Origin of the sequence: Geomonas ferrireducens, assembly GCF_004917065.1 — a bacterium.
In the GTDB taxonomy this organism is placed as follows: Bacteria; Desulfobacterota; Desulfuromonadia; order Geobacterales; family Geobacteraceae; genus Geomonas; species Geomonas ferrireducens.
Window position 1 is genome coordinate 238,884 of sequence record NZ_SSYA01000003.1, and the last position, 13,575, is coordinate 252,458.

The 13,575-nt window shown below is 52.5% G+C and carries 6 protein-coding genes and 1 tRNA gene; 1 reads left to right on the top strand and 6 read right to left on the bottom strand.

All coding sequences use genetic code 11. From position 1 onward, the window contains the following. Positions 1-189: 189 nt before the first annotated feature. Genes E8L22_RS16895 through E8L22_RS16915 form a run of 5 tightly spaced genes read right to left on the bottom strand, consistent with a single transcriptional unit; the run spans position 190 to position 12,031 of the window. Positions 190-3,168: a restriction endonuclease gene (locus tag E8L22_RS16895; RefSeq protein WP_136526315.1), complete on the bottom strand. Its 2,979-nt coding sequence runs from the start codon at positions 3,166-3,168 to the stop codon at positions 190-192. Between the two features lie 10 nt (positions 3,169-3,178). Beyond that, a complete protein-coding gene (locus tag E8L22_RS16900) occupies positions 3,179-5,041 on the bottom strand; it encodes a site-specific DNA-methyltransferase (RefSeq protein WP_136526316.1) in 1,863 nt (620 codons plus the stop codon). Between the two features lie 3 nt (positions 5,042-5,044). Then, positions 5,045-6,967, bottom strand: coding sequence for an AAA family ATPase (locus E8L22_RS16905; RefSeq protein ID WP_136526317.1), 1,923 nt, complete (start codon positions 6,965-6,967; stop codon positions 5,045-5,047). Between the two features lie 43 nt (positions 6,968-7,010). Beyond that, complete coding sequence (locus E8L22_RS16910; protein WP_136526318.1) at positions 7,011-9,101, bottom strand: GmrSD restriction endonuclease domain-containing protein; 2,091 nt, start codon at positions 9,099-9,101, stop codon at positions 7,011-7,013. 44 nt (positions 9,102-9,145) lie between these two features. Next, entirely contained in the window at positions 9,146-12,031 is a 2,886-nt protein-coding gene (locus tag E8L22_RS16915) for an SNF2-related protein (protein WP_246044729.1), read from the bottom strand. Between the two features lie 735 nt (positions 12,032-12,766). On the opposite strand from E8L22_RS16915, the gene E8L22_RS16920 reads away from it, so the two are divergent. Continuing rightward, positions 12,767-12,851: transfer RNA gene (locus tag E8L22_RS16920), tRNA-Leu, on the top strand. 127 nt (positions 12,852-12,978) lie between these two features. Here the strand turns inward: E8L22_RS16920 and E8L22_RS16925 are convergent. Beyond that, entirely contained in the window at positions 12,979-13,506 is a 528-nt protein-coding gene (locus E8L22_RS16925; protein ID WP_136526320.1) for a Spy/CpxP family protein refolding chaperone, read from the bottom strand. Positions 13,507-13,575: the final 69 nt, after the last annotated feature.

Below are 13,575 nucleotides of genomic sequence, written 5' to 3' on the forward strand. Positions count from 1 at the left end.
TCGTTCCCTTTTTTCTCTTCATATAACTAGTACTCAAAGGAGACAATAATGGTCTCTTTTGAGTCTAGTACAGGTGGGAACCGAGGTGCTAAGGGGGTACAGACTCATGCCGCAATCTCAAACCTGAGCATGAGCCGCACCCGTCGCTCAGACTGACCATGCCAGGTCATTTACTCGATAAAGTGGTTATCACACCTGCTCAGCTGTCACCACCACGTCAAACGGCACTCCAAGAGCATCGAAGTGCTTCTGTCCGCAGCGAACCCTGTCGGCTTCGCTCGTGCGCAATTTTAGGAAGTCCCGTGTCCCCTTTGTCTCACGAACTAGATACAGCGCCTCATCATCATGCTTGACGATTGCCCAGTCGGGATTGTAGGTGCCGACCGGTGTGTCGATCTTAAACCAGCCGGGCAGCTTAACGAAGAGCTTAATGTCTTCCCGCTCGTCCAGGCGTTTGGCGAACTCGCGCTCCACTTCCGAATCGTAGGAAATGTACTCGTAAACTGACTTCTTGACCTGCACCGCCGTCAGGTAATTGATCAACTCCTCGTTCTTGAACAGGAGCATCTCCCACTCGGCTTCCGATCCCACCCCGTCGATCTTCTCGTATTTAATGCCGTCCACCAGCAAGCGGTGCAGTTCGTATTTGAGCACGCCTGCGACGGAATCCAGGAACCGCTGCGGATTGTGGAAGAACTCGCTCAGCCGCCCTGACTCCTTGAGTATGCGAGTCAGCGTGGAACGAGTTAGTTCCGTTTCGTTTTGCAGATAAGCTAGAATGTCTGGCACGGGATGATCGCCGAACTCAATCTTCTCTTCGGCCACGCTGACAGCGGTGGCATCAACGCCGCCTTTCTTCACTCCAATCTGTCCAGCGGCAACACGTATAAGTGGGGTCTCAATGCGTTCCATACGTTTTAGACCGTCAACGGCCCTTTGCACTAGTACTTCGGTTTCAAACTCAACCCGGTATGTAGTCTTAGGCTTGAGGCGGTCCCAAAGAGCCTGGAACTCAGGGCTTAGGGTCACTTCTTTCTTGAGCTTGTTAGGACCATCGTCCTTGTCCCGACGAATATGCCGCTCTATCTGGTAAGACGACAGAAGGTCGATCACAGCTGGGGTCAAGTCGCGATACTCCTCTGGAAGGTCCAGTTTGAAGTCCTTTCCTTTTGGATCGAAGGCGGGCAGAATGCGCCCTTCCGCGCTCAGCATCTTCTGGGTGACCAGAGCAGATTGGATAACCTGCGCGGTCTCCGGTCCGATTGGCACCTCATTGCCGTCGACCACCTGTACCAGCTTCGCGAAGGCGGTCAGCGGCACCTTGCCAAAAGTCACGCCGCAGTCGTCCTCATACTCCGTCTGGAGTGCACGGGCGAACTCGTCATAGCTCTCGTTGGCCATGACGTACAGCTTGTTTATAGATTCATCGAAGACACGGAAGCCGTTCTGGTCTACCGGCAGGCGCAGACCTCGACCGATCTCCTGCCGTTTTTTCACGGCACTCCGGCTTTCGTTAAGAGTGCAAATCTGGAAAACATTGGGGTTATCCCACCCTTCTCGCAGCGCAGAATGGCTGAAGACAAAGCGCAGCGGTTCGTCCAGGGAGAGCAGAATTTCCTTTTTTGTCATGATGAGGTTGTAGACTTCGTCATCGGCTTGGGTGTCGCCGCGAGTATCTCTCAATACTCCCTTCTTGTCCTGCGCGAAATAGCCATTATGGAGCTTCTCCATAGGCTGTTTTAGCCACTCCAGCTCCTTGTAACGCTCCTCTTTTGCAAGAGCAGTCAGCTCTGCCTCGAAGACTTCGGCGAACTTCCCCTTAATGGGCTGCCCTTCCCCGTCATAGTCTCGGTAGTTCGCGACACGGTCGATGAAGAAGAGGCTGAGGACCTTAATGCCGTGCTCGCGAACCTGCAGCTCTTTTTCCAGATGCTTCTTGATGGTGTGCTTGATCTGGGTGCGCCACACATCGGTTCGCATTCCACCGATCTCTTCTCCCAAACGGAGGGTGCGGCCATTATTGAAACGGATGAACTCGCTGCCAGGCTCCGCATTAATTTCGGCAACGGAAAACCCATGGGCATAGCAGGCACGCTCGTCTGAGAGAGAGAAGAGGTCAGCACCATTCTTTACGGTAATTAGCTTCTCTTTTGGGCCGTCGTTGGTCTGAACATGGATGCGCAGCTTGGCCTTGATGCCCTTCTTGTACTCGATCTGCTCAACCCTGACGAACGCATCATTTGCCGATCCCTCGGAGACGGCACTGGCTACAACAATTTGTTTCACCAGCTTCAGCTCGAACGCACGCACCGGGTCGAGGCGATAAACCAAGTTGTACGGATTGCGGTGGGTGGCGGAGTAGCGCAGTGTGCAAAGAGGGTTCAGAGCCTTTATCGCCTCCTGCGCCTTATCTGTGGCGTCAACGCTCTGTGGCTCATCAATAATGACGATTGGCCTGGCGGCCTGAATAAACTCGATGGGCTGGCGGCCGGACAGTTTGTCACTTTCCTTGTAGATGACGTTGCTCTTTTGCTCGGCCTCGGTGCCGGTAAAGTTCTTGCGGAAGGCATCTATATTAATGACAAGAATTTGCAGGGTGTTGCTGGTGGCGAACTGGCGCAGCCGGTTCACCTTCTTTGCATCGTAGACGAAGTGCTCGAAAGGGAGGTTATTGTAGATCGCCTTGAAATGGTCGGCGGTAATCTTGATATTCTTGAGCACCCCCTCTCGGATCGCGACACTGGGCACTACGATAATAAATTTCTGGAAACCATACCGACTCGACAGCTCGAAGATGGTGCGAAGGTAAACGTAGGTTTTGCCGGTACCTGTCTCCATTTCAACTGAGAAATGGGGGCAGCGACGGGCTTCGTTAGCCGGAGTGTCAAACAATTCCCACGCTTCCAACGGCGCATCTAAGCCCGCAACCTCAATGTCGTTGGCGGATTGGATCGCTCTGGTATTGGCAATTAGCTTGTCTTCAGCTAGAAGCAGACGATTCCCCATGCCGAGTTCTGTCCCGTTCTGCCCCGCAAATAGTCCTTCCATGCTGCCCAAGGTTATAATTGCATACTCCGGTGCACCTTGCGGCTGTCCCTGGAACAGGTTTGTGATGGATGCTACAGCGGCAAGTTGGAATGGCTGTTTTGGGTCAAACTGTATCTTCATGTGTAGTCCCTTATACCGTTTTGAAACTGGTGACGCCTTTCGTCTTGAAAATCTGTACAGCGTTAGCCTTTAGTTGGTCATTTCCGGCAAAGCCTTCATCTAGGCACACAATGCGTTCTGGTCTTGCCTCTGCCATGGCACGAATCAGTTCCAACGTTAACTGTCGCTCCAAGCAGATGAAGAGGGCACCACCTGCAATAGCATGTACGGTCTTGCCTGCTAGGGAGATTTCTTCAACGCTAGTCGTAAGAGTGAAGCCGCTTTTGAGAAGGATTTCGTAGAGTATGTCGTCGGCAGTACGACCTTTGCGGATATGCTCTATATGCAATTGGAGTTGTTGCTCCAAGACACCGGCGTCGTGAGGCATAGAGGTATTCCAAGTTGTGAAGTTGGATTCGCTGAGCTTGAAAACCCGAAAACCACGGTCCTGTTTGGTTGCCCCCGCCAAGTCAAGTTTCCCTGCATCCTCATCATTCAGTTTCTTGATTACTCTCCGTAATCGTTCCTTGGTAATTTCTGCGATAGTTGGGTAGTCTTCACGTTCGGTTGGTTCGGGAAGTTGGACCAGGATGAACTTCCGATTGCCCCCATCCTGCTTGTTGAGATCGAGAACCGCATGACCGGTAGTGCCAGAACCCGCAAAAAAGTCGAGAATTACTGCATCCCTATCCTCTACAAGTTCACATATCTTCTTCAGAAGCTTAGTAGGCTTGGGAGTCTGAAAATATGCATCTCCACCGAAGAGTTGTTTTAATTCGAGACTGGCCTCCTTGTTAGACCCGAAATCTTCATGTTTCCACCAAGTGTTCGGAGTGAGTCCATCTTCAACTTCAGAAAGAAATTTTTTCAGCATCGGTCTGCCCGTTCCATCTTTTCCGAACGTAATCCTTCCATCAGCTAGCCATTTTTGGTACTGCTCCTGATTGCACCGCCAGAACCTGCCCGGGGGGGGCAGGAATTTTTCGCCAGTAGGACCAACAATCTCAAATTGCCCTGCTGAGTAAAATTTACCCGCTGACAAGTTTTCAGCTTTCCATGGGCCACGAGCATCGCTGTCAAAGTTTTTAAATTTTGCTTTCTGCTCTTCAGTTCGCGCGAAACGCCCCATCGCCGTTTCACCAGTATTTCTCCCATAAATCACTATGTAATCATGGGTGTTAGAAATGAATTGAGCGGTCATGTTCGAGGTATATGCCTTCTGCCAGGCAGCACAAGCAATAAAATTTTCCTCTCCGAAAATCTCATTACAGAGTTTACGCAGGTTTTCAACTTCGTTGTCATCAATACTTATAAATATTACTCCATTTTCCTGCAGTAGGTTCCGTGCAAGATACAACCTGGGGTACATCATATTTAGCCATTTTGAGTGAAACCTACCGTCAGCATCAGTATTAGTGCCAAACTTGCGACCTTCCGAATCGACCTGCCCAGTATATTCTAAGTATGTCTGAAGGCTCTCTGAGAAGTTATCGGGATAGATGAAGTCGTTGCCTGTGTTGTAAGGTGGGTCTATATAGATCATCTTCACTTTGCCGAGGTATGACTTCTGCAACAATTTTAGCGCCTCAAGGTTGTCTCCCTCGATAACCACATTTTCGCTGGAATCAAAGTTGACGCTTTCCTCACGGCAGGAACGCAGGGTGCCCATGCTGCCCGTCTGGATGGTCTTGAAGCATTCAGCCTTTCCTGGCCAGTTCATGCCGTAGCGCTCCTTGCCGACATCTACGGCCTCACCAAGTGTCAATTTCAGAAGGTCAATGTTGAGCTTTCCCCCTTCGGTGCGAATCTCCGGGAAAAGCCGAAGCAACTCCTGCCGTTTTTCTTTAGCAATATCACTTGAAGAAAGGTCAAGCTTTTCTACCTGTTCAGTCATTGTTTAATCCTCTCCGCCTGCAAATTGCAGGATGCTTCTGCAAAGGGTTGCTAAGGTCTGCGACCTCAGGTTTTCTGCACTCGCTGTAGAAACCCAGTCGGCGATATAGAGGTGGTTCTTGTCCAGACCACGTTCATGGAAATAATGGGTTCGTGCTTCTTCGGTGATTCGTAGATAGTCGCCTTCAGGGTAGTCGGCCCTAACAGTGTTGGTGAGGTTCGTCTGCCAGATGGCGTGGTTATCACCCAAGATGTTTGCCGCCGGGAAGGCGTCAGCAGCGATTCCTAAAAGGTTCATCAAGGCGACATTATCCCTCTCATGCATACCCCGGTGCTGTGGCTTCGCGTCACCGTCAGCATCGAAAATGACGAACACTGGCAGACCGAACTCGATTGCCATAGCAAGCGGCTGGATGAGTTTGTCTTTCCCGTTCACCGGGATGATGTGACACCCTAGACGCCGGAAATCCGACCACTGGCCGGACAGGTGCAATTCTGTGGTGAGGTAGGAGATTTCTTCGAGACCTTCTACGAGAATTGGGATGTGCGCGAAGAACATCTCGGCTATACCAGGCTGAAGCGCTTGATGTATCTTAGCCACAAGGCCCTCGATGGGACGTTGCGGGTCTTCACCTCTAGCTTCTCTTATCCGTTCGCAGAGGGCCTGGAACGTTATCGAGCTGACAGTGGTCCCGGCACCAGGCTCTCCCTTTCTCACCAGCCGCACATTCTCGAAGCCGTTACCGTTGACAAAGAGTGGTGAGTGGGTTGTAACCAGAATTTGATTGTTGCCGTGAGCAAGTTCCGAAAAGACCTCTGCAAGGTGCCGAGCCTGAGGTGGATGCTGGTAAAGTTCAGGTTCTTCACACCCCAAGATCAAAGTCGGCGCATCTGGCTGCTCCGAACCGGCAAGTTCCTGCAAGAGCGCGAGCAGATAGGAGCGTTGCAGCCCATGCCCCATTCGTGCTAGGTTCCCAAGGAAATCGCCGTCGCCTGTCTTGATTCCCGCCACAGGCTGCTGCACCGAAACAGCTTTGCTAGGGTCTGAAAGCCACTCCACTCCCAGGCGAACATTGGGATGTGCCCACGCCTCCAGCCGCCTCTGCAGGGACTGCGAAATATCTGTTAGGCTCTCCTGGTTCCTCTCCAGAAGCTCCTGGTATCTTTCCAGTGCCTCCGTCCTTAGCCTAGTAAGTTCTGTGTCGAAATTGGTCCGAGCACGGACGGCGCGGGCAATGAGTTTTCCAAGCGCTGTGTTCTTTGACTCTTGTCCTTCCTCGCCTGCATCCTTCACGGCAGGGACGTATACCCACTGAACAAACGGTGCCAGTTTGCTGGTGCCGCTCACCCCGTAGAAGTTGTCCTCGCTAGGAATCAGAATGCACCTTTCGGGGTGAGCCGCCTCATAGGTGCGAAGGGCTTCAGCCTTGTCATCCTTTGAGCGCGCGTTGGGCAGATCGGGAAACACCTGCCTCAGTTGCTCGAAGATCGGGTTAAGTTCACCGGCCTTGGCTCCGGCTTTATCAGCTTCAAAGAAAGGCGCAAATTCAGGCATCGCCAAACGCTGCCCGTAATGCTTAACCGTCCCGATCCCAGCCGCAGCATCGAATTGCGCCTCGGCGGTAACCACTAATTCATTATGACGCACGTATGCAGACATGGCCTCCACTGCTGCCGCGCTCAGGTCGTCAAAAGTAATTGTGACCCTAATAGGCTGAGTCGTGTCTTTGCAGAAATAATCCTCCTCGGCAAGCTTCGCCACATCCGTCGCAGAGGCGTTCTGTTCTCGGAAGAAGACATTTAAGGCGGTAAGAACCGTCGACTTGCCTGCCCCGTTGGGGCCGACGAAACAGGAGTACTGATTGAGGTCTATCGTCTCATCTTGAAAGCTCCGAAAATTTTCGAGGCGGATTGACTTGATTTTCATCTACATCCCTCCTGGGTAGTTTCATCAGATTCAACGGAACATATCACAAATCACCTACAGGCCCCATCTGTTTCTCCAGCGACTGACGCACCAATCCCATCACATGGGGTAACTCTTCGAGGGAAGAAAATCCAACTTCTACATCGCCGTTACCCCATCGGCCTACGTTTGACACGTCCTTACATAGGCCATGAGGGTCGTTGATCTCGTGGAATCGAAGATTTAACGATAATCGCAACCTTTTAGCCTGCGGTACAACATCTACAAAATTCGTCTCAGCCTTAAAAGCAACATAGAGCTTCAAATATTCTTCGGTAACGCACGGGTCAATAGCCAAGACTTCAGCCCGGAAAGCCTGGAAAAGGTCGCGCATGGTCCCGGAAAGCAAGTGGGGATGATCTTGGATGGTATAGGCACCCGCAGTAGTCTGAGGCTTATATGCCTCCAAGACAGATGGGTCAAGTTTTGGAGCAGCCCAGACACCCTTCGCCTGCTCCGCAAGTTTTTCCGCTCGTTCAAGGATCGTGATTTCATTCCACTGCTGAACGGCTCCTAGCCCTTGGTTTAGGCGCAACGGACTTTGAGCGAATCCCCCGGTCATGTCACGTTTTTGGGGGTAGGGGCGAGCGCTGTATTCCGAGTTATATCCGGTAAGTGTCAGGTTGCCGAGGGTGTGCAAGTAGGTTTGATGGATGTACTCCCAGTTCGGGCCGAGAGCTTTCCGCCATTCTTCCGTGAGGTTCTCCTTCTGAGGCATGATATGCTCAATCGTATAGTCCTCAACCAGCACCCGTTCCTTACGACCATGATTTTCCAGACGGCGCAGCCAATAGCTCCTGCTCCAAAAGTTGTACAGGTCTTTCAAGGTGAGAGCCTTCAGGAACTCATCGTCATTGGGGAACCGGCGATACGAGGGCAGGAGCATGAAGTGTGCTTCAATGCTCTCCAAGTACCGGTCCTTTTTTAATGACCGGCTGAAGTTAGCGAAGGTCTTGTTCATCGAGTTCGTGGGGATACCGCAAACAGCCCTGCGAAAGACGTAGCTTTCCACCAGCCGAGCTGCCTGGAGGAGTTCCTCCTTCGATAGCGTGTCCTGCGTGAAATCGTGATACAGCTCCAGAAGGAAGGGGTACGCTACATCAACCTTCAACTCGCGGATGTCTCGGAAAGCTGTTTTGAGGGTAGTGTCTTGCTCAGCGCCCAGCGCTATGGCACAGAAATAAGCGGCAAAGGCGCGAATATCTGCAACCAAAGACTCGACACTACCGGCCTTAGGTGACCGTGCGAACTCCTTGAACCCCGCATATACCTTGTCCATGTTGGGGATTTTGCCCGTCTTCACCGTGAGGTAGTGACGCATGAAGGCGTCGAAGTGGTCAGCGTAGGCTTGCTGGCCGAAGTCAACTTCCATTGGTCGCCAATACAGCTCGTAGAGCTTCGTTTGAAGTTGCGGTTCGAGTCCCATCAGGATAAAGTTGCGGATCAGGTCGGCCTGGCTCAACTCCTTGCCGGTGGAGTTGAGGCTCTCGAAGATCAGTTGGGGATTATCCTGATCGCGGTTGAGCGAGATGTCCACGATCACAAGCTTTGCCAAACCCTTGCACAATGCTTCCAAGTCGCCCTTTGCTCCCCCAATCCATTCCTTGAACAGGTTGAAGTTCTCCTCGATGCGCAGCGAGTGTTCCTTGGGCTTCGGGTGTTGGTCGAGCACCGCGATCATAGATGCCTTATCCGTCTGAGAGAGCACGAGCTTGTATCGCCGTTCCCCATCTTCCAGAGGGTTGAGCAGGTAATAGTTCCTGAGTTTTTTCGCGGAGAAACCATCCAGTGGTTCGGTGTCGCCGAGTGCCCTAGCCAGGGCCTCGATAAGTAGTGTTACTGTCGTTAAGCGCTGCTGGCCATCTATCACCAAGAGCGGCGACTGGCTGGATACGGAGTAGAGGCCCTTTTCCACATAGACAATAGACCCTACAAAATGGGCTGAAACAGCCTCATCACGCCCAGCACGGAGAATGTCATCCCAGAGCTGGCGACACTCAGACTCTCTCCAACTGTAGGTGCGCTGATAGATCGGTATGAGGAATTGTGGTGACTTCTTTAGGAACTCCAAGAGTTTGGCTTCAGTAGCTTTCACGGCGGCACCTCTCACTCATCTCAAAATTGCATCAAATAAATTTCTCAGGTCAGTTGCCAACGCAGAACAAATAATGCCTCTTGTTCCATACGGTGCTGCAATTTTGCGCTGATCTGGTCAAGCACGGCATCCTTCTGCCGGTCAACCTCGCGACTTGCCAAGTCATAAGCCCGCCACGCCTCGTCCCTCTTCGTTTCCAAGGTTCTCACCGCCCGCTGTCGTTCCAGCTTTTCCGGCAATGTCGGCGCGAGGCGCGCTGCTTTCTTCGCTTCTTTAAGTGCTTCGTCAAGTTCTGCCAGCTCCGCCTTTAAGGATGTCCGACGATCTTCCGCCCACCGATCCAGTTTATCCATTTCGGCATCGAACCAGACGGTGTTGCGGGCTGTCAACTCCTCCAGTAGCTCCTGGTGCTGGTGCTTCAGCTCCGCCTCTAGAGCGTTATTTATCTCTGATGGCACGGCGCAGGCCGCTCCCTGCCGGGCAGGGAGGTCGAAGAGTCGGCGACATTCAGCACCGTCAAGCTGCCTCCCGTCATTTGTTATTCCGGTCAATACAAGTTTGTCTTCAGTCTCCAAGGCGCTTATCGTGAGCCGTGTGCAGGCCAGCCATCCAGCTTGTCCAACAAGTGGCTCCAAAACAGCGATGTTTTTGCCGCTACCGCTGTAGTTGAACGCCACCTCTGAGGGGGCTACGGAAAGGGCCATGCCTTTACCTAATACTTTCTGCGCAAGGGGGTGGCCGACCCGATAAGTATTGGCATCCTCCACCCCCTTTCCCATGCGATAAGGTCCAGGGTGGATGTCTTTGCTGGTAAAAGGATTTGTATGGAGGGTGAAGCTATAGCTGTCATCTTGGAACAGTGCACAGCCTTTAAGTAGGTGACGGGTGATTTGCCAAAGCAGTTCGTTGAAACGGTCGAGGACATCGTGGCTCTGAATGCGGACCTTCTCGACCACTTCCTGGTCGAAGTTATCCAGCAGTTTCTCGCGGGCATCTCGCTGTCCGGCAATAATGTCGGTCTCCAACTCCCGTTGAAGCTGGTCGAACTCGAACTCGATTTGCTCTGGTGTGCGGCATCGTTGGTAGATGGTCGCAATCCTCTTCTCGAAATCAACTCCCGACTCCACTGCTCCGAGAACCTCATCGCTTGCACCAAAGACCCCGTTGAAGAGCCTGAACTTCTCATCAAGTAGTTCGTAGACCCGCTGGTCGGCGGCATTGCTCTTGTTGAGGAAGTTCACCACCACCACGTCGAACTTTTGCCCGTAACGATGGCAGCGACCGATGCGCTGCTCGATACGCTGTGGGTTCCAAGGAAGATCGTAATTGACCACCAAGTTGCAAAACTGGAGGTTGATCCCTTCAGCAGCAGCTTCAGTGGCGATGAGGATGGCGGCATTGTCGCGGAAGTTTTCTACCAATGCAGCTCTCATGTCGGCGGTGGGGGACCCGGAGATCCGGTCGGTGCCAGCGTGCTGCGCGAGCCAGCGTTGATAGATAGCCTTGGAAGTTGGATCGTTATTGGACCCGCTGAAAAGCATGACCTTGCCAGCAAACTCCGTCTCTTCGAGAAGGTGGAACAGGTAATCTTGGGTGCGACGAGACTCGGTGAAGATAACGGCTTTTTGTTGGAGGGTAGCGGCACCTTGGTTTCTTTGGGCCTCGGCGGAAGCGTGGAAACCGCGCCGAAGGGCGGTGAGCAGAACCTCTCCTTTGGAGTTCCTGGCGATGGAACGTGCCAGCTCGTGGAATTTATGGAGCTGCTCCTTCTCGTGCCGTAGCTCTTCGAGCTGCTCGGGCATCAGACGAGCACGCTCCTGAGCGGCAGAACCATTTTCGTTCTCTTCCCATTCATCGGCCAGTTCATCTAGTTCCTCCCAATCCTGTGGGAGTTCGTCTGGTGCAGCGTCCACGGATAAAGCAGCAGCTTCTGCAGATTCTAGCTTCTGGACGAGACCTTCCAGAGTACCCGAGATGGCAAAGGTGGATGAGGCAAGCAGCTTTCGGAGGATGAGCGTCATGAGCTGGCGCTGGCTTGCAGGGAGAGCATAGAGTGTCGGGCAGAGCAAGTATTCAGATACGAGATCGTAGAGTAGCTGCTCGTCCTCTGTCGGTGTGAACTCCTGCACCAGTGCGTGTCGGTTGGTGTACTTCACGTACTCCAGCACCTGGCGCCGAAGGGTGCGCTTGCAGAGAGGCCGTAGGCGTTCCTTCAGCTCGCCGAAGTCCGTTTCGTTACCGAGACGAGCGAATCGAGTGCGGTAGCTCTTCAGATCGCCGAACGCATAATCGTCAATGATGCTGACGAGACCATATAGTTCCAGCAGCGTGTTCTGGAGTGGCGTCGCAGTGAGCAGCACCTTCGGAAACGGGGCGATTGCCTGTTTGATGGCAATCGCTATCTTGCTGGTGTTCTTGTAGACATTGCGCAGACGGTGCGCCTCGTCGATCACAACCAGGTCCCAAGCGACTTGTCGGAGATAGGGTTCCTTAGCGCGAGCGAACTGGTAGGAGCAAAGGACTATTCCATCCTGCTGGAATGGGTTGAGATTCCCAGCGCGGATGGTGTCGTTGAAGCTGCGGGCTTCCAGGATGACCGAAGGCAGGAAGAACTTGTCCGCAAGTTCCTGCGACCACTGTTTTCGGAGGTTGGCGGGGACGATCACCAGCAGGCGGCGTTTACGTTCAGCCCATTTTTGGGCAAGGAGCAGTCCCGCCTCGATGGTTTTGCCCAATCCTACCTCGTCTGCGAGGATCGCTCCCTTTGAAAAAGGATTGCGAAAGGCGAACAGGGCAGCTTCCACCTGATGCGGATTCAGGTCCACCTGTGCATCAGCAAGAACGGAGGCGAGCTTCTCGACACTGTCAGATGCACAGCGCTTGGTCAGTTCGTAAGCGAAGTATTTGGCGTGATAATCGGTAATGCTCAACCCAAGTTCGCTCCTCTTCTGTGTAGGTGCTGGAACACTTGCCTGTCCTAAAGTAAAAAACGTCCAACCATACCACGTTTGTCCTTCCTCATAAACACTTATATTGCCGCACATACATTTGCTGCTAACAGACCACAACTAGAGAGTGGCTGGCTTAGATTTGGGGCCTAAGTCATTGGCTCAGACGCCTCAGACATCGAAGCCAGATTTTCATAAAGCTTTCAGTGTCGATGAACGGTTCGACTTCAGGGGCGCATCACAGATGCCTTGTCAACTTCGGTGTTCCACTAGCCCTTATATAGGTAATCACTAGGCAGAGGGTGGGCGTGGTTAACCCATTTTGGTTAAAGAGAGGAGGGGGGAGAGCCTATGTGAAGACGGAAACCAATATGCAATATCACTATTAATTAGACTATCAAACCGATAGACTAAGGCCCTGATGTTTTGGTGCTGGATTGTGCAGATGTGTATGCCTGTGCGGGAGGAGATGCGAGGCTAAGCCCTGATACTTCAATCATGGTCGAGATTCCACTTGAAACTGTGATACCAACTGTGCTACAAAACCTGACCACGGAATATGGAAGTAAGCCTCCTGTAATCGAAAAAGAATGGGATTTTATGGGGTTAGGTTTCATGCGCTTTTTTGCATGAAATGGGGGTCCGTCCCACTACCCACCCCAACCATAAAGGCCAACCCCGTTAAAAGCGGGGTTTGTCGTTTCAGCCGTTCGATATGCGAGAGTGGCGGAATTGGCAGACGCACCAGACTTAGGATCTGGCACCGCAAGGTATAGGGGTTCAAGTCCCCTCTCTCGCACCAGTAGTTAAATCAAGGGGTTATCCGGCTATGGGTAACCCCTTTCATTGTTGTTGAAGATCGTGCATCCTTTTGTGCACCTTCTGAGGGCCCCTGCCGGGAGGTCCAAACAAGCGGTTTGCCGGCTGGCTTACCTGCGGTTCTTCTGATGTTTTACGCCGGGTTTCCCCGCTTTCATCTTCATCTTCATGGGAGCCATCTTCATCATTTCCTTGAACTGTTGGTCCGTCAGGATGGCCCGCATCTCCTTCATCGCCGACAGCATTTCCAGGTGATGGGATGTCCTTATCCCCTCGATTTTTTTGACGGCCGCGTCGGCCTTCTCCAGATCGAAATCCTTCACCTCCATGATTTCAGCGAGTTCGATCTCGGCGATCTTCAGGTCCGCGATGAAGCGGGCCTGCTTCTTCTGCATTTCTCGGTGCAGAGGCTTCATCTTCATGGTCTGGTCATCGGTGAGGCCGAGCTTCTCCGCGTGTTCGAGGCAAGCCGCCATCATGTCCCCCATGCTGTCCGACTCCATCATCTGTCCATACCCGGGGGCGTGATCGTTCATTGGCATCATCGGCATTTGCTTCATCTGCGCAAAGGCCATGGGCACATTGAACGCTATCAACGCCACCGTTGCCAGCAGTATAGATACGGTTCTCGTCTTCATGGTTCGTTCTCCTCTCGTTTTGGTCACCCTTTGATCGGCAATAACGCATTTACATCTGGTGTTTTACAA